Origin of the sequence: Bradyrhizobium algeriense (genome assembly GCF_036924595.1) — a bacterium.
Lineage (GTDB): Bacteria > Pseudomonadota > Alphaproteobacteria > Rhizobiales > Xanthobacteraceae > Bradyrhizobium > Bradyrhizobium algeriense.
Genome location: NZ_JAZHRV010000001.1, coordinates 4,954,262 through 4,975,273, shown reverse-complemented (window position 1 = coordinate 4,975,273; position 21,012 = coordinate 4,954,262). Strand labels below are relative to the sequence as shown.

General features: G+C 61.2%; 20 protein-coding genes. 11 read left to right on the top strand and 9 right to left on the bottom strand.

What is annotated here, in order from left to right:
• The first annotated feature begins 47 nt into the window (after positions 1-47).
• From V1286_RS24095 to V1286_RS24065, 7 genes are all read left to right on the top strand, one after another.
• Complete coding sequence (locus V1286_RS24095; RefSeq protein WP_334483500.1) at positions 48-1,505, top strand: cbb3-type cytochrome c oxidase subunit I; 1,458 nt, start codon at positions 48-50, stop codon at positions 1,503-1,505.
• A complete protein-coding gene (locus V1286_RS24090; RefSeq protein WP_334483498.1) occupies positions 1,502-3,181 on the top strand; it encodes a cbb3-type cytochrome c oxidase subunit II in 1,680 nt (559 codons plus the stop codon). Before V1286_RS24095 ends, V1286_RS24090 begins: the two co-directional genes overlap by 4 nt.
• A gap of 6 nt (positions 3,182-3,187) precedes the next feature.
• A complete protein-coding gene (locus V1286_RS24085; protein ID WP_334376151.1) occupies positions 3,188-3,379 on the top strand; it encodes a hypothetical protein in 192 nt (63 codons plus the stop codon).
• A 232-nt stretch (positions 3,380-3,611) separates the two neighbouring features.
• The gene (locus tag V1286_RS24080) at positions 3,612-3,734 is read left to right on the top strand and encodes a hypothetical protein (protein WP_334376150.1); all 123 of its coding nucleotides are present in this window, start codon (positions 3,612-3,614) and stop codon (positions 3,732-3,734) included.
• Positions 3,735-3,748: 14 nt separating this feature from the next.
• Positions 3,749-3,871 (top strand): hypothetical protein, encoded by a 123-nt coding sequence (locus V1286_RS24075; RefSeq protein ID WP_334483496.1) that lies wholly within the window; start codon positions 3,749-3,751, stop codon positions 3,869-3,871.
• A gap of 57 nt (positions 3,872-3,928) precedes the next feature.
• Positions 3,929-4,648: a sulfite exporter TauE/SafE family protein gene (locus tag V1286_RS24070; protein WP_334483493.1), complete on the top strand. Its 720-nt coding sequence runs from the start codon at positions 3,929-3,931 to the stop codon at positions 4,646-4,648.
• Positions 4,645-6,804 carry a heavy metal translocating P-type ATPase gene (locus V1286_RS24065; RefSeq protein ID WP_334483490.1) on the top strand — a complete coding sequence of 720 codons (2,160 nt, stop codon included), beginning with the start codon at positions 4,645-4,647 and terminating at the stop codon, positions 6,802-6,804. Before V1286_RS24070 ends, V1286_RS24065 begins: the two co-directional genes overlap by 4 nt.
• On the opposite strand, the gene V1286_RS24060 is transcribed toward V1286_RS24065, so the two are convergent.
• The 5 genes from V1286_RS24060 to groL all read right to left on the bottom strand — a co-directional run bounded on the left by V1286_RS24060 (position 6,789) and on the right by groL (position 11,096).
• The gene (locus V1286_RS24060; RefSeq protein ID WP_334483487.1) at positions 6,789-8,069 is read right to left on the bottom strand and encodes an NAD(P)/FAD-dependent oxidoreductase; all 1,281 of its coding nucleotides are present in this window, start codon (positions 8,067-8,069) and stop codon (positions 6,789-6,791) included. The two genes, V1286_RS24065 and V1286_RS24060, sit on opposite strands and share 16 nt — an antisense overlap.
• Complete coding sequence (locus tag V1286_RS24055) at positions 8,066-8,383, bottom strand: c-type cytochrome (RefSeq protein ID WP_334483485.1); 318 nt, start codon at positions 8,381-8,383, stop codon at positions 8,066-8,068. Before V1286_RS24055 ends, V1286_RS24060 begins: the two co-directional genes overlap by 4 nt.
• Positions 8,384-8,474: 91 nt before the next feature.
• Positions 8,475-8,801: a thiosulfate oxidation carrier complex protein SoxZ gene (gene soxZ / locus V1286_RS24050; RefSeq protein WP_334483483.1), complete on the bottom strand. Its 327-nt coding sequence runs from the start codon at positions 8,799-8,801 to the stop codon at positions 8,475-8,477.
• A gap of 21 nt (positions 8,802-8,822) precedes the next feature.
• Positions 8,823-9,248 carry a thiosulfate oxidation carrier protein SoxY gene (locus tag V1286_RS24045; protein WP_334483480.1) on the bottom strand — a complete coding sequence of 142 codons (426 nt, stop codon included), beginning with the start codon at positions 9,246-9,248 and terminating at the stop codon, positions 8,823-8,825.
• A 204-nt stretch (positions 9,249-9,452) separates the two neighbouring features.
• Complete coding sequence (gene groL / locus V1286_RS24040) at positions 9,453-11,096, bottom strand: chaperonin GroEL (RefSeq protein ID WP_334483478.1); 1,644 nt, start codon at positions 11,094-11,096, stop codon at positions 9,453-9,455.
• A gap of 232 nt (positions 11,097-11,328) precedes the next feature.
• Here groL and V1286_RS24035 point away from each other — a divergent pair, with 232 nt between their 5' ends.
• Positions 11,329-12,273 carry a LysR substrate-binding domain-containing protein gene (locus V1286_RS24035; protein ID WP_334483477.1) on the top strand — a complete coding sequence of 315 codons (945 nt, stop codon included), beginning with the start codon at positions 11,329-11,331 and terminating at the stop codon, positions 12,271-12,273.
• Positions 12,274-12,639: 366 nt separating this feature from the next.
• Here the strand turns inward: V1286_RS24035 and V1286_RS24030 are convergent, their stop codons facing one another.
• Both V1286_RS24030 and V1286_RS24025 read right to left on the bottom strand, forming a co-directional pair.
• Positions 12,640-13,647 carry a hypothetical protein gene (locus V1286_RS24030; protein ID WP_334483475.1) on the bottom strand — a complete coding sequence of 336 codons (1,008 nt, stop codon included), beginning with the start codon at positions 13,645-13,647 and terminating at the stop codon, positions 12,640-12,642.
• Between the two features lie 10 nt (positions 13,648-13,657).
• The gene (locus tag V1286_RS24025; protein WP_334483473.1) at positions 13,658-16,522 is read right to left on the bottom strand and encodes a penicillin-binding protein 1A; all 2,865 of its coding nucleotides are present in this window, start codon (positions 16,520-16,522) and stop codon (positions 13,658-13,660) included.
• 408 nt (positions 16,523-16,930) lie between these two features.
• Between V1286_RS24025 and V1286_RS24020 the strand changes: the two genes are divergently transcribed.
• Positions 16,931-17,509, top strand: a complete 579-nt coding sequence (locus tag V1286_RS24020) for a hypothetical protein (protein ID WP_334483470.1) — start codon at positions 16,931-16,933, stop codon at positions 17,507-17,509.
• 481 nt (positions 17,510-17,990) lie between these two features.
• Here the strand turns inward: V1286_RS24020 and V1286_RS24015 are convergent, their stop codons facing one another.
• On the bottom strand, positions 17,991-18,440 hold the full coding sequence (locus V1286_RS24015) for a YbhB/YbcL family Raf kinase inhibitor-like protein (protein WP_334483467.1): 450 nt from the start codon (positions 18,438-18,440) through the stop codon (positions 17,991-17,993).
• A gap of 12 nt (positions 18,441-18,452) precedes the next feature.
• Positions 18,453-18,683, bottom strand: coding sequence for a hypothetical protein (locus tag V1286_RS24010; protein ID WP_334483465.1), 231 nt, complete (start codon positions 18,681-18,683; stop codon positions 18,453-18,455).
• Between V1286_RS24010 and V1286_RS24005 the strand changes: the two genes are divergently transcribed.
• Positions 18,682-19,689 (top strand): ribonuclease Z, encoded by a 1,008-nt coding sequence (locus tag V1286_RS24005; RefSeq protein ID WP_334483462.1) that lies wholly within the window; start codon positions 18,682-18,684, stop codon positions 19,687-19,689. The genes V1286_RS24010 and V1286_RS24005 overlap by 2 nt on opposite strands.
• 53 nt (positions 19,690-19,742) lie before the next feature.
• Positions 19,743-20,897, top strand: a complete 1,155-nt coding sequence (locus tag V1286_RS24000) for a CapA family protein (RefSeq protein ID WP_334483459.1) — start codon at positions 19,743-19,745, stop codon at positions 20,895-20,897.
• Positions 20,898-21,012: the final 115 nt, after the last annotated feature.

The following is a 21,012-nucleotide window of genomic DNA, read 5'->3' as shown; positions in this document are numbered from 1 at the left end:
CGGGAACAGGAGAGAACGCATTAGCGGACAAGAAGGGGGAATGCTCCATGGCGGAGGTGTTTCCTGCAGAAAGACTGCGCGGCAGGTTCAGCGGCATCAACTTGGATGATCTGGTCGATTGGCGCGTGGTCCGAATCTGGCTTTATTGGGGCATGTTCTGGCTCCTCGTCATGCCATCGGTCGGCGTGGCGATCTCGGGTCTCTTCAACTATCCGGATTATCTTGGGACCAGTAATCTAGGGCTGACTTTTGGCCGGCTGCGGCCGGTGCATGTCAATGGCGTCATCTTCGGCGCCTTTTCCGCCCTTTTCATTGGCGAATGTCACTATCTAGTCCCGCGCCTCTGCGGGGTGCGGGTGCCATGGGCACAATGGGGCGTACCGCTGGCATGGCTCTATAACATCAGCCTGGCGGCGGGGCTGATCTCGCTGCCTTTTGCGCAGAACCATGGTCTGGAGGCGGGCGAGCTCCCGCTCTTCGCCGAGATTCCCATCTTCATCGTCATCGCGGCGACGACGGCACAGTTCCTTCTCACCATCGCACGACGGCTCGAGGCGCCGCTCTATGTGGCGCTCTGGTATCTTATAGGGGCCTTTGTGTGGACGACGATGAATCTCTTGCTGGGTAGCTTCATCCTTCCCTACACGATTCCAGGCATTAATAGCGCCGCATTCCATGGCCTCTACATCCACTACATCGTCGGACTGTGGCTCACGCCCGCAGGCTACGTGCTCATCTACTATTTCCTACCGGTCGCTGTGCGCAATCCGCTTTACGCACACCAGCTATCGTTGGTGGGTTTCTGGTCGCTCGCGCTGTTCTATCCCTTCGTTGGCATCCACCATTATCTGTATAGCCCGATCGCCGACTGGACCGAGACTCTCGCGATCATCACCTCCATGTTGCTGATAATTCCCGTGTGGACCGTGCTGGTGAACTTCTTCGGTACAGTGAAGGGGCGCTGGGATGGATTCGGGAAGAATCTCCCCGCGAAGTTCCTGATCATGGGCTCGCTGATGTATCTGGTGGGTTGCTTCCAGGGCTCGACCGAGGCGTTGCGCTCGATCCAGCAGCCCACCCATTTCACCGACTTCGTCATCTCACACTCGCACCTCACCGTTTTCGGCACGTTCGTGGTCTGGGCGATGGGCGGTCTGATTTACGTGTGGCCGCGCGCGGTCAAACGCGAGCTTTGGTCATGGACCCTTGGCAACTGGTCGTTCTGGCTGATCACCGTCGGAATTACGACCATGGGTCTGGTGCTGACTGCCGGAGGTCTGCAGCAAGGCTTCGAATGGATGAATGGCACCGAGTGGCTCGACACGGTGGTCCGGATGAAAGCCTATTGGCTCGTGCGTACGCTCAGCGGCATCACGATGGACATCGGGATGTCCTTGCTCGTCTTCAATCTTATGATGACCGCACTTAGTCGCCCGGCCGAGGGAAGAGAGCCCGTTCCAGTCCCAGGTGCTGCGCCAATTCCCGCTGGAGGGCCAGCCGAATGAGTGCGCGCTTTGTCGCTCTGGTGGCCGGCGTCTTCTTCTTCTTCCTCGCCGTCGTCACCCAGGGCATCCTACCCTTTATTGAGCCAACGGCGCGGACGACCGACGTAACCGCCGTGGTCCGGACCGATTTTGGTCAGCTCAAATGGATGGTGACCGAGGCCACCGATTATACGCCGCTGCAGCAGCTCGGCCGCCAGGTCTATCTGCGCGAGGGGTGTTGGTACTGCCATTCGCAATACGTGCGTCCGGTGACCGGCGAGACGCGCCGTTGGGGTCCGGTCTCCGAGGCCGGCGAATACGCCTTCGATGTGCCGCACCTGTGGGGCACCCGGCGTATCGGGCCGGATCTGACGCGGGTCGGGCTCAAGTTCAGCGACGAATGGCATCTCGCGCATTTCTGGAATCCCCGAATGCTCTCGCCGGATTCGAATATGGCGCCTTTTCGGGGACTGTTCGAGACGTCCGCGGAACGAGTCAAGATTGTCGATGACGGAGCTGGTAATCGTAGCCTGGAACGAACGCCAGCTACTGAGAAGCTCTTCGCATTCGAAAGCAAGGAGCAGGTTAAGCTCACGCCGAACGCCGATGGACTTCTGTTTGTGCCCATGGCGGCGCGCGGCAAAGCTCCGATCGTTTGGACACCGAACAAGGAATATACAGGCGACACCGTCAACGTCGCCGCCGAGACAGAAGCGCTGCAGGGTCTCATCGCTTATCTCCAGAAACTTGGCATGAATCGCGGCAAGTGGCGGGACCTGTTTGAGCCGCAAAAGCTCGAAGTTACGGATGCTACGGTGCCGCGATCGAGCGAATGGATCGCCTACGGCAAAGAGGTCTATCAGCGGCGATGTCTCGGCTGCCACGGGGACAGCGGCGACGGTAATGGACCGGCTGCAACCTTTATGTACAAGCAGCGCCCGAGGAGCTTCGCGGCGGCGGTTTTCAAGTTCAGGCTGACCAAGGAGCCGTTGCCAACCGACGGTGACCTTCTGCGCACCATTACACGCGGCGTTCGGGGCACGGCTATGCCAGCCTGGCACGAACTGCATATAATCGACCGCCTCGCCGTCATTCAGTACATCAAGTACGAGCTGGCGGTCGACCGTTCCGATCCGGCAAAGCCCTATGCCTATTTCAAGGAAGAACCGCCAGGTCCGCCCCTGTACATCGGGCGGCCGCCTGTTCCGTCTGAGCAGATGCTCACTCGCGCCAAGGATGTGTGGCAGAGTGCGAAGTGTTGGGAATGCCATGGTCGAACCGGGAAGGGTGATGGCGAAAAGGCTCCCGGGCTGAAGGACGATCTGGGCTTTCCAAGCCCGCCCGCGGACCTTACCGCCGGCCAGTTCAAGTCGGGTCCTACCGTTGAGGACATCTTCCGCACCATGACGACCGGGCTGAGCGGCACGCCCATGCCATCCTACCGGGATCCGCTTTCGGAAGAGGACCGCTGGGCGCTCTCCTACTACGTGCTTGCGCTGTCGGCCTACAAGGATCCGCTGTCGGGTGAACCGCTGCCGATCGCCCCCAGTGATCGCATGGCGCTTAACGATCCCGCACTCGAGGCCGGTACGCCCGACAAAGCCTACGTTCCAAGCGGCCGTGCCGCGAGCCGCGCCAGCGTCCTTGCCGGTCGCAGCAGGAACGGTGCGGCCGAACAACGGGCCGCCAAGGAGTAATGAGCGATGACCATCTATTTCGAGATCGTCGGCCCCTACATTGCAGCATTGATGATGAGTCTCGGTGCACTCTGCGTCTTCATTTGGGGCGTGCTCTCAGGCGCCTTTAGCGGCGCCAACGATGCATCCATACGTTTCCTGCAGAGGGAGATCGGCGATGACGGATCCGACGCGAACGCCAAACACGACGGCGAATAACAGCTCACCCGCCGATACGGAGGAGATGGAGGAGTATGCCGGCGGCACTATTCAGTCTCGTCACGGTTACATTCCCATGTGGCTGCTGGTTGTCTATGCCGTCCTCTTCATCTGGGCGCTGTATTATCTCGTCGTCTATTGGGGTGGGCTGGGACCGGGACGTGTCTAGCGATCCCGACCCACGTGCAAGCTGGTGACTGACTGATTCCGATTCGAAATAAAGGAGCAGGAATTGCCGGTTCTGAAGGAGCAGAAGGTGCTGGTAGCCAGGATCATTCTCGCCCTCGTGGCCTTGAATCTGCTGTTCCTGTTCATCGAGTTAGCCATAAACGTAGTCCGTGTCTATTTCGGCTGACCAGGAGGGCGCGCATGATCGAGAATCCGGTTTTTTCGCTCGCCGATGCGAGTGCGATCCAGATCATCGCGTTAGTCGGCTTCGCGATAGCCACCGTCGCCTTCCTCGTTTGGGTCGCCTATCTCGTGCGTGGGTAGCGGCGGCGAAGTGGTGCCGTCGCTGCACAAGCGTTGGATGGGCAGGGCAATCTGCCGATGGCCGCCTATCTCGTGATCTTTGTCGCAGGGTTCGCAGGGAGCTTTCACTGCATCGGTATGTGCGGCGGGTTCGCTTGTGCGCTGGGCCGCGATCCGCAGGGACGCGGCGCGACAGTTCTGCGCCATCTGCTGTACAATACCGGTCGATTGACGACCTACTGCTTTCTCGGCGGACTAGCGGGCGCCTTCGGCCAGGTCATATGCACGCCGCAGGGAGCGACAGTTCCGCTGCTGAGCGGTCCGCTTGACACCGGTCAGCGGATCCTCGCGATCCTCGCCGGACTGCTGATGATCGCCATGGCGCTGCAGTTCTTTGGCCTGCTGCCGCACCTGCATCGCGTCACGGCCGGCTTCGGCGCCAGTACGCTCGCGGCATCGCTGCGCAGCCTGTTGACGGCGCCGGGACATGCCGCCCCGCTCGCGTTTGGCGTATTCAACGGCTTCCTGCCTTGTCCGCTGGTCTACGCCTTTGCTGCGCAGGCGGCGAGCACGGCCGGGGCACTGCACGGCTTTCTTACCATGGCCGCGTTCGGGCTCGGGACCTTCCCCGCATTGCTGCTGATGGGCGGCGTTGGTCGAGCGCTGGCGCCAGCGTGGCGGCAACGGGGCGTATGGCTAGCGGGCAGCTGCATCCTGCTGCTCGGTCTCGTTACCGTCGGCCGCGGCATCCTGCCCTTCGCGGTGCACTTCGCGCATGGCTGGACAGAACCAGCATGACGGCCCAGGACCATGCGCTGTGCAGCCACTGCCTGTTACCCATCGGGCGGCGGGCGATGCGACTCACGGTGAACGGTGAGGCTTGCGCATTCTGCTGCTACGGCTGCTGTATCGCCTACCAGGTCAAGCACGGCAAAACCGAGGAATGGGAGGCCGCTTGGCTGCTGATTCGGCTCGGCGTCGGCGGCTTTCTCTCCATGAATATCATGCTGTTCAGCCTGCTCCTGTACAGCGACGCCTTCAGCGGCGCGGATGCCGAGATGCTTCCCTGGATTCATCTTCTGCTCTGGCTGTTCGCAACACCCGCAGTGATCATTCTCGGCGGACCGTTTCTGCGCGAGGCGTGGCTCCACGGCATGGAGGGGCGCCTGACCTCCTCGGCACTCATCGTGCTCGGCGTCGGCGCCGCCTACTTTTATTCCGCTTTTGCCACCATCGAGGGCAGCCCGCAGGTTTACTTCGATACGGCCACCATGGTGCTGATGCTGTTCACCGCGGGCTACTATCTCGACGCCGCCGGGCGTGCACGGGCGGCGCGTGACCTGCAGCCGCTCTTGGCCGCGGAAAGTGAGTGGGCCACCGTCGTCATTGGCGACGGAGAGTACCGCCGGCCGGTGCGCGAGGTTGACGCAGGTGTGCTGGTTCGAGTTCGGCCGGGCGAACGCATTCCCGTCGACGGCGTGATCATGGAGGGCGAATCGCACACTGACGAGGCCCTGCTCACAGGCGAAAGCCGGCAGATCGCCAAGGGCGTCGGCTCGCATGTGATCGCCGGCAGCATCAATCTTGACGGGCCGCTCCTGATCCAAAGCCGCGGCGTGGCAAACGCGACCCGCTGGGCGCAGATTTGTCGATCGGTACGGGATGCATTGATCCGCCGCAGCCCGAGCCAGCGTCTCGCCGACAACATTGTAGGCGTCTTCGTGCCGATTATCCTCGTGCTGGGCATTGGAGCGTCGGTGTACTGGGCGCAGCACTTATCGTTCGACCGTGCGCTATTGATCGGCCTTGCGGTACTGGTGGTGGCCTGTCCCTGCGCAGTCGGGCTGGCGGCACCGATGGCCACCTCGCTGGGCATTGGACGGCTGGCCCGACACGGCTGCCTGGTGCGCGACCCAGCCGCGCTTGAGGCGCTGGCGCGCATCCGGCTGATCGCCTTTGACAAGACCGGCACGCTCACCTCGGGTCAGGCGCGCGTTGTCGCTATCGACAGCGATGGAACCAGCGCCGATGCGGTGCTCGCGCATGCCGCCGGACTGGAGCGTCATTCCGAGCACGGCTTGGCCCGCGCCATAGCTGCAGCGGCAGCTGCGCGCGGGCTCGAGCCAGTCGCCATCCACGACGTTCGAGTCGTGCCGGGGCGTGGCATCCGTGGCAAATCGGACGGTCGGATCGTAGCGGCAGGCAGCGCCGCATTGATGCGGGAGTTGGGTTGGTCGCTGACGCCAAATCTGGCTGAGCACGGGAGACAGCGTGAAGCGAGCAGCCATTCCGTGATCTATGTCGGCTGGGGCGAGCAGGCATATGCTGCGCTTTCACTTGACGATACGCCGCTGCCGGAGGCGCGCTCGACCGTCGAAGCGCTGCGCCGCCGTGGGGTGCGCGTGACGCTGTTGACCGGCGATCTTCCGGCAGCCGCAGTGCGGATTGCCGCTGCGGTCGGAATTGAGACCGGCGATATCGAGGCGGGCCTCACACCCGAGGCCAAACGCGCAGCGCTGGGACGCCGCCGGCATGACCATGGCATGGCAGCGATGGTAGGCGACGGCCTCAATGACGCGCCGGTGTTGGCTGGAGCCGATGTCGGGATCGCCGTCGGTTCGGCGACGGACCTCGCTCGCGAGGCCGCAGCGGTCGTGCTCCCACCCGAGGGGCTACGGACGCTGCCGTGGGTGATCGACGTCGCTCGCGCAGTTCGCGCGACCATTCTCACCAACCTGGCGTGGGCGTTCGGCTATAATCTCATCGCCATTGGGCTGGCGATGGTCGGAGTCCTCCAGCCAGTGCTGGCGGCGGCAGTGATGGCCGGCTCAAGCATCGTCGTCGTCCTGAATTCGCTGCGGCTGGAGCGGCTGCCCGAACCAGTTCCATCCGCCGCGGCGGAGAGCGCTCCTGCATCTCGCAGCACGGCCACTTCAAATCAGAAAGCGGCATAGCCGAACGTGTCACGCGTAAAGGCAGTGTACCAGCTTTGCGCCTCGCGTGCGGTCCGGTGGCGGGTTTCGGCGCTTTCCTGCACCTGACTGCCGAAATTGTCGACGATCTTGATCGTTCCGGCCACGGGCTTGAAGCTGACAGCATTGCTCACCGCATCGTCGGGACTAAGAAAAGTATAGCAAGTGTTGAACAAATGAGGCGATTGGCGCTCGGACCCGGTCAGCGCCGCGGCTATGGCAAAAGCGCAGGCCTTGGCCTGGCTATTCGCAACGAACGCCGATTTCGGCATATCGCCGGCACTGCTCGCATCGCCCACCACATGGGTTCCCGGCTGTAGCTTCGACTCGAACGTTATGGGGTCGATCGGGCACCAGCCAGATTGATCCACGAGGCCGTTTTGCTGCGCGAACTGGCCGGCCATTTGCGGGGGTATGACATTTGCGACCGCGGCCTTGAATGTCTCGCTCGCGGTCTCGACAGAACGCTCCTTCACATCGATCGCCTTTATCCCACCGGTGAATTGGGCGGGTAGCCATTCGATCATACCCCTATAGTGGCGTTCCCAAGCATCCAGAAATAGATCCTGCGCGTTGAAGCTATCTTTCGCATCGAGGATCAGGATCCTCGAGCGCGGCTTATGCTGTTTGAAATAATAAGCAACCAGAGAGGCACGTTCGTATGGGGCGGGCGGACAGCGGAACGGGTTAGGGGGCGCGACCAGCACAAAGACGCCGCCATCCTCCATGCTTTCGAGTTGCCGTCGCAGCAGCTGCGTCTGCGGGCCCGCGTTCCAGGCGTGCGGAATGACCTGCGTTGCCGCCTCGTCATAGCCGGCGATGGCGTCGTAATTGAAAGTGATGCCAGGGGCAACGACCACGCGGTCGTAAGGTAATTTTGGACCACTCTTGAGCCCGACGGTTTTTGCGACCGGATCAACCGCTGCCACGGAGTCATGAATAACATTGATGCCGTGTCGTTGTGCAAGTGTCTCGTACCCATGCGTAAGCGACTCGAGCGAGCATAGCCCAGTGAGATAGAGGTTGCTGAAAAAGCAGGTCGTATAGTTCGGCTTTGGCTCAACCAGCGTGATCTCGATCGTTGGCGCGCTGACGGCCAGGTACTTGGCGGCCGTGGCACCGCCGATGCCGCCGCCGACGACGACAACCCTCGCCTTGGATTCGCTTGCAGCCAATCGAGGACCGAGCCCTGCAAGGGCCATTGCTCCTGTCGAGCGGCCGAACTCTCGACGCGTCCAGGACTTCATGGCCTGACCTGCCTGTTCAGTGCTGCGAGATAGCGCGCCACCGTCGCGATTTCTTCATCACTGAGCGAGAGGGCGATGGCGCGCATGATATGGCTTGGGCGCTCGTGCGATCTGTACGCAAGCATTGTGCGGGTGAGCATCTCCGGACTCATGCCAAGGATCGTCGGAATACCACCATCGCCGCCATCCAGACGATGGCACGACGCGCACATTGCAGCGAGTTGGGCTCCACCATCGCGATCCGCTGCCTGGCTGCAATCGGCGACAATAATCAACAAACCTGCAGCAATCGAAATAGCGATCATTTTGCGCATGCAGAGACCGGCTCCATCCCGGTATTTTCGATCGCCGATCCCTTTGCTCATTGGCCGCGAAAAGGAGCATAGCAACATGACAACGAGATCATTAGGCGACAGTGAGCTGGTGCTCCAACACATGGATGCCGCCGCCATCCTCTTCCCAAATGAACTCGAGCCGGCCGCTCTCTGTCGCGCGCAAGTAGAACTCGATAAAAGGATTCGTCGCCATCGCTTCGTGGAGATCGACGCTGAACACCACGACGTCATTGTGGCGGCAAATAAACTTGTTGACGATCTTGCGCGGGATGACGTTGCCTTGGTCATCGTGCCGCAGCCCGGTCTCCATCGGATGGCTGATCAGGGTTTTGACCAAAAACACCTCACCGCTCGCGGCGGTGCTTGGCACTTGTACACGGGGTGTCGGAGCGAACATTCCGCACCTCCTTCCGGGACGTCATTTGCATCCATTGGTGGCGACCTCGACCCAGGTCTCGGTCATCAGCAACGTGCCGTCGTTCATCTCCGCCACCGCCAGAACATATTGCGGTTCGGCAAGGCGAATGCGCGTCGACACGCGCGGCTCGCTGCGTTGCGGGACGAAATGAAACGTGGCGACCTCAATTAGCGGGTTTCGTGGCGCCAGCACAGAAACGTGCCTGACGTGATCGGCTTCCGTCATGGGACTATCGATCGCGAGCGTAAGCGGCACCGTGTATCCATTCGGAAAGGTCCGCGGCATCACCAGATGCAGACGATCGGATGCGGTCGGGGTTTTTCCGGTCAGTTGCTTGACGAGATCCACCGCGTAATCGTCCAGCGGCGGTGATAGGGCGAGAGCGGCGCTTGCAAAGCCGGTGCTCCCCGCAACGGCGGCGGTCAAGACGGTTCGGCGCGTAACGCCAATTGGTTTTATCTTCAACGCGAGATCCTCGCTATCGACAGGCGGAACTCTCCAAGCGGGCGCTCGATGTTTCTAACGTTAAAATCTTACCATGGGTGCTCTCACAAGACGGGCTCCTCCTCCTCGCGGGGGGCTGCGACCGTCGGCGCGGCCGAGGGGGGCGTGTGCGCGATCGCGATCGGCTCAGAATTCCATGTCGCCGCGATGATGGTCGTGGTCATGGCCCGGCAAAGGTGGAGGCGGCGGCGTCGGCAACTCGGCAACCATGGCCTCAGTGGTGATGAGTAGGCCGGCGACTGAGATCGCGTCCTGCAGCGCGGTTCGCACCACCTTGGTTGGATCGATGATGCCCCTGGAGACCAGGTCGCCGTACTCGCCGGTTTGGGCATCATAACCCCAGTTGTACTGCTCCTTCTCCAGGATCTTGCCGATCACCACCGAGGCGTCGGCGCCGGCGTTTAGTGCTATCTGGCGCGCTGGCCAGCTGATTGCCTTCTTGACGATGTCAACGCCATGCTTCTGGTCCTCGTTGGCAGGCTTCACCCGGTCGAGCACCTTGGCGGCGCGCAGCAGCGCCACCCCGCCGCCCGGCAAGATGCCTTCTTCGACCGCGGCACGGGTCGCATGCATCGCGTCGTCGACACGATCCTTGCGCTCCCTCGCGTCGATCTCGGTGGCTCCCCCGACATGGATCACTGCCACCCCGCCGGCGAGCTTGGCAAGCCGCTCCTCTAGCTTCTCGCGGTCATAGTCGGAGGTGGTCTCCGCGATGTGCTGCTTAATTTCGTTGATGCGGGCCTCGATGTCCGCCTTCTTGCCGGCGCCGCCGACGATCATGGTGCTCTTCTTGTCGATCACTGCCGTTCTGGCGCGGCCGAGCATGTCGAGCGTGGCGTTCTCAAGCTTCATGCCGAGATCTTCCAAGATGGCGGTACCACCGGTAAGGATGGCGATGTCTTGCAGCATCGCCTTGCGGCGATCGCCAAAGCCGGGCGCTTTCACCGCCGCGACCTTGAGGCCGCCGCGCAGCTTGTTGACCACGAGGGTGGCAAGTGCATCGCCTTCGACCTCTTCGGCGATAATGAGCAGCGGCTTACCCGTCTGCGCCAGGGCTTCCAACAGTGGCAGCAGTTCCCGCAAGTCCGAGAGCTTCTTCTCATATGCAAGGACGTAGGGATTCTCCATATCGACCCGCATCTTGTCGGCATTGGTGATGAAGTAGGGCGAGAGATAACCCCGATCGAACTGCATGCCCTCGACTACGTCGAGCTCCGTCTCTAGCGACTTCGCTTCTTCGGCCGTGATCACGCCCTCATTGCCTACCTTTTTCATGGCCTCGGCGAGCAACTTGCCGATTTCGGCATCGCCATTGGCGGAGATGGTGCCGACCTGCGCGATCTCGTCGTTGGACGTTATCTTCTTCGCGTTCCTCTTGAGATCCTCGACGACCGCCCCGGCCGCAAGGTCGAGGCCGCGCTTCAGGTCCATCGGATTCATGCCGGCGACGACTGCCTTGGTGCCTTCGCGAACGAGGGAAGCCGCCAGCACGATTGCAGTGGTTGTGCCGTCACCGGCGGTATAGGAGGTCTTGCTCGCGACCTCGCGCACGAGCCGCGCCCCCATGTTCTCGAATTTGTTCTCGAGCTCGATATCTCCGGCGACCGTCACACCGTCCTTGGTAATGCGGGGTGCCCCAAACGACTTTTCCATTACGACGTTGCGGCCCTTGGGCCCGAGCGTCACCTGCACCGCGTTGGCGAGAATATCGATACCGCGCAGCATGCTTTCACGCGCCCTGCCGGAAAATGCGATTTGCTTGCCTACCATGGATGGCTCCCGATTTGATCAGGTGACCTCGCGGGCGCCGAGGGCGTCTAAGTCCGAATTTGCGGTTCTCCCTTTGATTGTCCGCACAACAGCGACCCTCGGAGCGTGCACCTGCGGCGCGCTTGCGCTGGTGATTTCAACCCACACGATTTCAAGCCGTTCAGTGTTTTAAGCTGGCGGCCAAAAAGCCAATCAATTTGCTTTGCCGCGGCATTAAGAATATCTTATCGGGGTGATCACGACCCGGCAGCTATGTTATCTTGATGCGCTTGCCCGTCATCAACATTTCGGACGAGCCGCGGCGGAGTGTTGTGTCAGCCAGCCCGCCCTTTCAATGCAGATCCACGAACTGGAAGGGCTTCTCGGCATAGAGTTGATCGAGCGGCGCCCGGGCGCGCCGATGTTCACCGAACTTGGCATCGAGATCGCGCAACGCGCCGGAGTGGTCCTTGGTGCAGTGCGCGACCTGACAGACCTGGCTCAACACAGAGCCAAGGTGCTGAGCGGAACGTTGCGCCTTGGCGTCATCCCGACGCTGGCGCCGTATTTATTGCCGCGGTTGCTGCCGCAACTGGAACTCGGGTATCCCGATCTGCGCCTTGATTTGGTGGAAGCACAGACCAAGGTGCTGCTCGCGGATCTCGAGCGTGGCGCTCTCGAAGTATTGTTGTTGGCGTTGCCGCTCAAGGCGGCTGCGGTTGAAGTTTTCTATCTCATGAGAGACCGCTTCCTCTTTGCTGTTCCCGCCGACGACCCTCTTCCGGAAACGGCGCGCGTGACGCCCGGCGAGGTGAAGAAGCGTAAGCTTATTCTGCTGGAAGAAGGCCATTGTCTGCGGGATCAGGCGCTCGACTATTGTGCCAAGGGGCGTTGGACTGTGGCCTCGAGTCTGAGTGCAACGAGCCTTGCAACGGTCATGCAGATGGTGGCGAGTGGATATGGCGCCACGCTGGTGCCAGAAGTCGCGGCCGATGTCGAGCTGCGCGACGACCGAGTGAAGCTCCTGCGTTTTGTCGAACCGCAGCCCGGCCGCCGTATCGGGCTTGCGTGGCGCCGGACGTCTCCACGCAAGGTCGACTTCCTGGCGCTTGGTCAGGTGGTGAAGAACGCGCTGAACGCACCCGTCCGGCCGCAATGTATCCGCCACGAGCGCACCGGCCTGCGAACGGAAATCTAGTGGTGCCGGGCGCGACCTGCAGAACGGTATAGCGGCCGAAAAGAAGCTCTGTGAAAACCGCGATTTCGCGTCGCCGACGACCCCTGCTTCTGACGGGAGCAATCAAACGTTGAACTACGAATCTGATCGGTCAGCGTTCGAACTCTTGGGCGCGCCAAAATGCACGATATTCCGCGATATTTTGCGATGGGAGTCGATCGGGAGTGCCAGCCTCTCGATCGACTGATCTTGCAAGCTGTGGTGGGCAGGAATCTTGCCCCTGGCTCGGTGACTGTTTGCCAGTTCGCAGAGTTTGTTAGACGCCTGTCGACTGCAAACGCGATTTGTCCATCTACCGGCGTCCATTCGTCGCCGCACACGCTCTGCTCATTCCCGCTCCATCATGTCGGCGATCGCCTTGATGCGGCTTCTGGCGTATTTCGGCAGGCCGGCGCTCAGCGAATCGCCGCTGTTGAAGGAGCTGTTGCCCATGAGCAGTTGCGCGGGCACGAGGTTTCGCAGCATGGGTGTATTGCTGTATTCCTTTTGCTTGTTCAGCACGTCGTTCCTGACCGCAATCAGGATGTAGACCGTCGCGATGGCGGCTTCCCGCTCGGTCGGATGCTGTTGCAGAACCGCAAGCAGCTTGCCGAACTGGATGACCTGGTTGACCCAAAAGATGTTCTGCTCGAGCCCGCCGGTAACCGTGGAGTCGAGCCCTGTCAGGCTCGGCAGCTCGGCAAGGTGCGGCTGCATGACCAACATCATCTCACTCTGGAACTCGATGAAATCCGGAATGGGCTTTTTGCTCTCCTCGCGCAGCTTGTTGGCAAGCTGAATGCCCGCCGGAATTTTCCCTTCGAACATGTAGCGGGACTGCACGCAGATCGCCTTCGCGTCCTCGCACCAGCGGCGATTCGGCACACGGTTGTGCGCGGCGCCCGCGTCCTTGTTGGGAACAACATCGCCCGCCGTAATCGGCCGGTGCTTGACTGCCGGATCGATCTGCTCGAGGAACGCGACATTCGCATACCGCGATAGATCCAATGCCGCTGCCGGTCTTGGAAGTCGAAACCGCGCCTCCGCCTGGTAGACCGAGAGCTTCAGCTTTGTTTGTTGGTTGAGCGTGGGCTCAACGAAGCTCGGGAAGAGTGAGAGGAAGCGCCGCTGAACCGGACGTGAGCGGGCCCAATCGTCGAAAGGAATGAGCCCGGTCGAGGAATCGGCGAGTTTGTCGTTGCGTTGGTCGGCGAAGATGACCGTGCGCGGTTTGATCTGTGCGATCGGAACGCTGGCGGCTGCGGGCACGTCCTCCAGCTGGAATTCCTGCGCGGCCGCGCCCGTGCAAGTGGCCACGCAGGCGGCGATGAGGGCAGCGGCACGGTGGAGTCTCATGGCGTCAATCTCAATTCAGCCGCCGCCAGAAATAATCGGGATCGACTCGGAGCGGCGGTCGCGGGAGGCGGTCCTCGTCATCGGGATATCCGCGCCAGGAGGGATATTCGCGCGGACCAAGACGCCAGCTCGGGAATGGAAAGGGCAGCCGGTTATCGCCGTAAAGGCGCTTGTCGCGGGACCACTGCTGGAATGGCCCGTCGTCTTCGTCATAAACGCCACGATAGGCGTAGCTTTCTGCACGCGAGACGATCCGAAATTGCGTGTCATCGATTCTGCCCGACGGATCCCTCTTGAGGTACTCGGTGAAAGCGCGCCCGGAGCCGGCCGGTGCAGGATCGCCGGTATAGGGATCGATCGACAGAGCAACGAGCTGATGCATGGCTTCGCGCGAAGGGCCGTTCAACGCCGTCTTGGGAGCGTGCAGCTCCCAGGCTGCCTGCACGATCGGCTCGAACATCGGCAGCGCGACTTTCCCTCCGGTCTGGCCGCGCCCAAGGGTGCGGCGCCCGCCGTCGCTGTTGTCGTAGCCGACCCAGATGGCGACGGTGACGTCATTTGTGAAACCGACGAACCAGGCATCGGCCGAATTATCAGTGGTACCGGTCTTGCCGCCGACATAGGGCGAGAGATGCTTCACCGCGCGCGCGGTTCCGCGCGCGAGCACGCCCTGCAGCATTGATTTCAACTGGTAAAATGATGCGCGGTCGGCGAAGCCGATCCAGGACACCGCATGCGGATCGTGCTGGTAGATTGGGCGGCCGTCCTGTTCGATCGTTTCGATCGCATGGGGCTGGGGTCGTGCGCCTTCGTTGGCGATCGCTGCATAGAACGCCGCAAGGTCGATGAGCCGCACGGTTTGGGCACCGAGCACGAATGGGTAGTAGCGCATGCATTCTTTGTAGAGCTGCGCTTCCATCGCGATCTCGCAGACCCGGTCGAGGCCTCGCTCGGCGCTGTCGTCGAGACCGGTCGCGAGCAGTTGCGCGGTGGCGAGATTCCGGGAGTTTTCCAGCGCGCGCCGCAGTGTAATGGCGCCCGAAGCGCCGCCCTCGTAGTTCTTCGGCGACCAGAAACCACGCTGGCGCGCGGAGACCGTCGCGCCGATCGGTGCCAGCGTAATGGGTTCGTCCATCACCAGCGTGTTGGGCTGCAATCCCTTCCGAAGGGCGGCGAGGTAGGTCAGCGGCTTGAAGGTGGAGCCGGGTTGTCGCAGGCTCTGGACCACGCGGTTGAGCTGGCTTGCCGGATACGAAAAGCCGCCGGCCATCGCGAGAATGCGGCCGGTTTCGTTCCCGAGTACGAGCGCCGCTCCCTGCACGGTCGGTCGAATGCGCAGATCGGCACGCGCCGCTTGCTTAGGCTTGGCTTCGCGCACCTGCACGTAGACCACGTCGTACGGCTTGAGGCCGCGCCCGATCGCGGCGCTCCAGGTGTTCAGCGGCAGGATGCTTCCGTCGGTCAGACCGACGTTGATCGCATGGCCGCGCTTGCCACGCGTATTCTCCAGGACGACCGCCGATTCCCAGTGAACGTCATAGAGAGGGAGCCGCGTCGTCTTCAACGCCACGAGCCAGGCCGGCTCCGTGGCCTTCAGATCAGCCGCTCTCAGACGGACAGCATCGGAAATGTTCGCCTCGGGTCCCTCAAATTTGTAACGATTGGTGTTCAGCTCGTACCGCGCAAGACCCTCCTGCAATGTCGCTTCGACTATGCGCTGCAAGGCCGAATTGACGGTCGAGTGCACCGTGTAGGAGGAATTGGTGAGAGTATCGAGGCCCGCGACCACCTTCGCCTCGCGGGCGATGTGATCGACGAAGTGAAAGCCGAAGTCCCGTCGCGTCGGCCGGTACTCGACGAACTGCGGCAATACTGCTTGCGCCGCGGCGGCGTCGATCATGGCGTCGGCCTGCATGCGGCCCAGCACGTAGGCAAGGCGCTCGCGCGCGCGCTCAGGGTGGTGGTCGGGATTGAAGTAGTTAGGCCCCTTGGCGAGCCCGGCGAGCAGCGCACCCTCGACTGCGGAGAGCGCCTTGGCTGGTTTGCCGAAATAGCTGCGCGCCGCCATCTCGATGCCCCAAGCTCCGCGACCGAGATAAATCGAGTTGAGATAGAGCTCGAGGATTTCCGCCTTGGTCAGAGCCCGCTCCATCCGCGAGGCAACGATCATTTCGCGCAGTTTTCTTTCGTAAGTGATATCGTTGCCCACCAGCAGGTTCTTGGCGACCTGCTGCGTAATGGTCGAGCCGCCCCGCGGCCGGCCCGGCTGCGCGAAGTTGCCGATGAAGGCGCGGACCAGTCCGCGCTCGTCAATGCCGGTGTGTTGGAAGAAGCGCTTGTCCTCGGCGGCGATGAACGCGTTGCGCACCGCTTCCGGGATATCCGCAAGCTTGACCCAGATGCGGCGATTGTTCGGCGCGTAAATCTCGGCAACACGCTGGCTCTTGTTATCGAGGATTACGCTGGTGCCCGGAAGCCTGAGGTGCTTGAGCTGCTCGGCGTCGGGCAGATCCTTGACCGCGCTGTTGTAGAAAGCGATGACCTGACCAAGATCGACCGGAGATCCTTCCACGTTTTCGACTTTGCAGAACTGCCTGTAGGCCACGTGGAGGTCGGCCAGATTCAGTCCTTTGAGCGCCTTGATCTCGCTGCTCAACGCTTCCTTGTCGTCCATGGCAGTGGCAATCAGATCGTCCAGGTTGATGTCCTCGATGTCGAAAGCCTTGCGCATGTGGGCGCAGCCGGCGCCCAAAAGCTGCGCCACCTCGAAGCGGTCGCGCGCCGCATCGAATTCCGTCTTGACCTCATCCGGACGGGTAGTGACCTGGCTGAAGGCAAGCGCCGTGGCGAAGATCTTGATGAGAATCGAGTCCATGACCTGCCGACGGTCGAAAACCGCCTCCGTAAGGTCCCTTTTTGTAGAACAATATTAGACAAGGCTGTTTTGGGGAAAAAGTTCCCGCTAGCTCGCTTTGGCCGCGGTGGGATGCCGGTCATTCAGGGGGAAAGACAGTGGGGACCGGTGCCCGGTGCACGGCGATGCGCATGTCGGGATTGGACCTTCGAGCTACCAAAAAACGCCGTTGTCCTGGGCGCTGGGTCCCTGGATTCAGGTGTGCTGCACACACCGTTCGTTCCTCGACTCAGGAGATTCGACCGGTTGCGGCGGCCGACGTCACTCGGTCAACGAGCTCCGGGCCTTCAGCACCGCTCCGACCTGGCCGGGCCATGGAACCAACGCTGCGGCAGAGCGTTTTAGAAACACCGCATTGGCAGTGCACTCATGAATGCCACTCTTCCGGTCGTGCTTGCTGCGGCGCTCCTCAGCGCCGCCATCGCCACGATGCCTGCGGACGCTGCTCCTCGAAAAAAGAAGACCCGGGCTCTTGCCGCGGTCCCCCCAGCAGCTAGCGTCGCTCAGCCACCCACGGACAGATTTTTGGCCTGCGATGTTCGGGTGCGAGACTATCTCCGCGAAGGCGGAGCCGCGATACGGGTCACCAAGATTGAAGTGGATGATGCCCGACTGCAGTTGAACATTCATCATGAGTACGGAGAGGCGGGAAAGTCGTCTCGAAAATACCTGCGCGGGGACAGCGAAGAAGAAATGCGCAAAAATCTGCGCGGAATATTGGATGAGTTCGCGGCGGCTGCGAAGGCCGCAGCGGCTGGTCGCGCTTGGTATGTGATCGCTGCTCGCAAGGTCATGCCGGAGCTCCGCGATGGTTCGGGCGAGAACACGAGTCCGTGGACGGCCATTGTCCTCGCGGATTTCGAGGGAAAATGCAGACCCATCACGTTCTATCAGTCTGTCGATCGGAACAAGCTCAATCCTGAATTGAGCAAGAAATTGGATGAGTGAAGTTTTGCGCTTGAAGTGATTTGCAGTCGCAGCGACCGCACCCGGACGCCATGAGAGGCGCGGCAAGGATGCTTAACTCAAGATAGCGCCAAGTTGGCAGTTTTGTGTGTCGCCGAGGTCTTGTCAGCGCTGTTCATGGAGCCCGGGGCTACGCCGGCAGCTTCAACCACGACAGAGGAGAGGCCCGGTTCGGTCTTGACGGTTCGGCTCGGCCGAGGTCTCACGTCGCATCACGGAATTGACCGACCAGCGGCCATGGATGGCAACTCATGGTACTCGGCATACGGAAGATTGCCGCTCAAGGCGCGTAGCGCAGGATCGGCGGCCGTCGCAGATTATCCAGTGGCGGCGCTTGCCCGGGCCGACGCATCATAGCGCCACAGCGAAACAATAGTGCCCATCTTCGCGGCGTGCACGAGCAAGTGCAATACCTCTTCCATCCACTGCTCAAGCAACCGACGCCAAGGCACTGACGCCGAATTTATCTTTGATACAGGCCGACGAGGGTTGCTTCCGCGATCGTATGGTTACGTGCTTCCCGCTCGACGTCCCTGCAAGGCGTATTGCTGTGCACTCGCAGGTGCTCCGCGGAGAGGGCGAGAAGCCGGAAGTGATAGCGGTGAGGTCCGTGGCCATGAGGGGGACAAGGGCCGCCATAGCCCAGCTTCCGAAAATCGTTGACCGCCTGTTTCATTTTTGTGTCCTGCGCGGCCCCGACCGCAAGTTCCACCACGGTCGGTGGAATATCGTAGGCCGCCCAATGGTGCCATGTGCCGGAGGGCGCATCGGGATCGTCACAGAGCACGACGAAACTCCGCGTTCCGGCTGGCGCGCCGGACCATTGCAAAGGCGGGGAAAGGTTGTCCCCATCGCAGGTAAAGCGTCGCGGAATGACCGAACCATCGGCGAACGCACTTGATGCGAGTTCCATATGTTTTCTCCTTCAGGCCGCAGGAGACATCGCCTCGGGCTTGACGAGCTCTTGGGGATGGCTCCGCCAGCGGATCAGCATCGTCTTGCGCACGCGATCGCGCAACCGAACGATAGGTCGAAAATCGATACCCGCCCGCGCCGGCGTTGTGTAGTATGCTGATTGGCGTCGCAACAAAGCGACAATATTGACGCCATTCGCGAAGATGCGCGGAAGGTTCGCTGCGGGAAAACTGCTTGCCATGCGGCCGCTTCTCCATCCCAGCCTGGTCAACGGACGCTACGGCGACCCGACGGTCTATGTTGAGACGTTGTTCGAGACGCGCGGTCTGCTGTTCGATATCGGGGAAATCGCCTCGCTATCGCCGCGGAAGATACAACGTGTCGACCAAATCTTCGTCTCGCATGCGCATATCGATCATTTCGTTGGATTCGACCATCTGCTCCGTTTGCTGGTAGGGCGCGAGAAATCTGTGCACCTCTACGGCCCGTCCGGATTCGCCGAGCGCGTCCATCACAAACTTCAGGGCTATCATTGGAACCTGGTTGACAGCTATCGCTGCGATCTCGTTTTCATCGTGAGCGAGCTCGCGACGCCGCATTCCGTCTCCACCACGCAGTTCCGGCTGAAAAGGGCTTTTGTCGCAGAGCAATTGGTCGCGAACGCCACGTTTGACGGCATACTGTACAGGGAGCCGACCTATCACGTATCGGCCGCCATCCTGGAGCATCGCGTGCCTTGCCTCGGCTTTGCGCTGCAGGAGGCAGCGCATGTCAACGTTTGGAAGAACCGATTAGCCGACCGCGGGCTGCCTGTCGGCCCGTGGCTGCGGGCGCTCAAGAATGCCATTGTCGAAGGCCGTCCTGACGATCATTTGATCCATATCGATGGATCGGCGACATCGGACAATCGGCTCGTTCGGCTCGGTAGCCTGCGCGATCTCTTGACTGTCGCTGCCGGACAGAAGATTGCCTATATCACCGATGTCGCCGACACGGTCGCCAACCGTGCCGCGATCGTTGCTCTCGTTCAGGATGCAGACGTCCTCTTCATTGAGGCGGCTTTTGCAGGGACGGATGCCGCATTGGCGAAGCAGCGCGCGCATCTGACGACCACTGCGGCAGGACAGATTGCGCGAGACGCCAACGTGCGCCGCGTCGAGCCGTTTCATTTCTCGCCGCGTTATGCTGGGGAGGAGGGGCGGATGTTGGCCGAAGTGATGGCGGCGTTTGGGAGGCCCTGCGCCTGATCCGAAGGGGGCCACGCCATTGCTGATGCTCTGGCCTGCTGAGGCGGCATTTCATGCGTGACGAACCGCAGGTGCAGACCACTCAGCCACAGCGGCATTCGCTGCGGCTCTTTTTGTGCGGAGATGTCATGTGCGGACGCGGCATCGATCAGGTGCTGGCGTACCCCTGTAGCCCGGAACTGTACGAGAATTACATCCGATCGGCGGAAGATTATGTGCTGCTCGCCGAGCAGGTGAACGGCCGCATTCCGCGGCGCAACGGGCCGTCTTACGTCTGGGGCGTTGCACTGGACGAATTCAAGCGCATGCAACCGGACGCTCGCATCATCAATCTCGAAACGGCCGTGACCCGCGGCAACGATCGTGCGCACAGGGGTATCAATTACCGCATGAGCCCCGAGAATGCAGCATGTCTCGCGGCCGCGAGGATTGACTGTTGTGCATTGGCCAATAACCATACGCTCGATTGGGGACGGGCCGGCTTGCTGGAGACGCTGACGACCCTGCAAAAGATGAACGTCAAGACAGCGGGTGCGGGGCGCAATGATCTCGAAGCCTGCGCACCAGCAGCGCTGAATTTTTCGACGGCGCGGCTTCTGTTTTTTTCGTTCGGCACCGTTTCGAGCGGCATTCCTCCCGACTGGGCGGCAACAGCCCATACACCCGGTATCAATTTGTTGTCCGGGGTGTCCGAACAGGACGCTTCGAGGGTTGCCAATCAAATCGCCGCGCTCAAGCGCCCGGACGATCTTGTCGTCGTTTCAATTCATTGGGGATCCAATTGGGGATATCATGTTCCAGATGAACAGATGGCTTTCGCTCGAACTCTCATCGACGAAGCAGGGGTATCTGTGGTTCACGGACATTCTTCGCATCACCCAAGAGCCATCGAAATCTATCGCAATCGTCTCATTCTCTATGGCTGCGGCGATTTTCTGAACGATTATGAGGGCATTCGTGGCTACGAGCAGTACCGTGACGATCTGGCGCTGATGTATTTTGCGGACCTGCAGCGGACCAGCGGAAGCCTCCAAGCACTGAATCTGGTTCCCCTGCAGATCAGGAACTTTCGATTATCCTATCCGTCGCGCCAGGACATGGAATGGCTACAACAGACGCTGGATCGGCAATGTCAGCGGTTCAGAACAAGGGTTATGTTCGATTCTGACAGACAGCTTGTGGTGACCCACTCGACGCCAGCGACCTGACCCTCCAGAAAGATCAAAGCCGGCGAACAAATGACGACCGGCCGAAGGTCTTCTGTGAAAGCAAGGCAGCGCGGTCGGCACGCCACACGGCTAACCGCCTTCAACTGATCCAGAT

Excerpts from the sequence above, each read along its gene's own strand:
- V1286_RS24095 (WP_334483500.1), top strand. The coding sequence starts at position 48 with ATGGCGGAGGTGTTTCCTGCAGAAAGACTGCGCGGCAGGTTCAGCGGC.
- V1286_RS24090 (WP_334483498.1), top strand. The coding sequence starts at position 1,502 with ATGAGTGCGCGCTTTGTCGCTCTGGTGGCCGGCGTCTTCTTCTTCTTC.
- V1286_RS24085 (WP_334376151.1), top strand. The coding sequence starts at position 3,188 with ATGACCATCTATTTCGAGATCGTCGGCCCCTACATTGCAGCATTGATG.
- V1286_RS24075 (WP_334483496.1), top strand. The coding sequence starts at position 3,749 with ATGATCGAGAATCCGGTTTTTTCGCTCGCCGATGCGAGTGCGATCCAG.
- V1286_RS24070 (WP_334483493.1), top strand. The coding sequence starts at position 3,929 with ATGGCCGCCTATCTCGTGATCTTTGTCGCAGGGTTCGCAGGGAGCTTT.
- V1286_RS24065 (WP_334483490.1), top strand. The coding sequence starts at position 4,645 with ATGACGGCCCAGGACCATGCGCTGTGCAGCCACTGCCTGTTACCCATC.
- V1286_RS24060 (WP_334483487.1), bottom strand. The coding sequence starts at position 8,069 with ATGAAGTCCTGGACGCGTCGAGAGTTCGGCCGCTCGACAGGAGCAATG.
- V1286_RS24055 (WP_334483485.1), bottom strand. The coding sequence starts at position 8,383 with ATGCGCAAAATGATCGCTATTTCGATTGCTGCAGGTTTGTTGATTATT.
- soxZ (WP_334483483.1), bottom strand. The coding sequence starts at position 8,801 with ATGTTCGCTCCGACACCCCGTGTACAAGTGCCAAGCACCGCCGCGAGC.
- groL (WP_334483478.1), bottom strand. The coding sequence starts at position 11,096 with ATGGTAGGCAAGCAAATCGCATTTTCCGGCAGGGCGCGTGAAAGCATG.
- V1286_RS24030 (WP_334483475.1), bottom strand. The coding sequence starts at position 13,647 with ATGAGACTCCACCGTGCCGCTGCCCTCATCGCCGCCTGCGTGGCCACT.
- V1286_RS24025 (WP_334483473.1), bottom strand. The coding sequence starts at position 16,522 with ATGGACTCGATTCTCATCAAGATCTTCGCCACGGCGCTTGCCTTCAGC.
- V1286_RS24020 (WP_334483470.1), top strand. The coding sequence starts at position 16,931 with ATGAATGCCACTCTTCCGGTCGTGCTTGCTGCGGCGCTCCTCAGCGCC.
- V1286_RS24015 (WP_334483467.1), bottom strand. The coding sequence starts at position 18,440 with ATGGAACTCGCATCAAGTGCGTTCGCCGATGGTTCGGTCATTCCGCGA.
- V1286_RS24005 (WP_334483462.1), top strand. The coding sequence starts at position 18,682 with ATGCGGCCGCTTCTCCATCCCAGCCTGGTCAACGGACGCTACGGCGAC.
- V1286_RS24010 (WP_334483465.1), bottom strand. The coding sequence starts at position 18,683 with ATGGCAAGCAGTTTTCCCGCAGCGAACCTTCCGCGCATCTTCGCGAAT.
- V1286_RS24000 (WP_334483459.1), top strand. The coding sequence starts at position 19,743 with ATGCGTGACGAACCGCAGGTGCAGACCACTCAGCCACAGCGGCATTCG.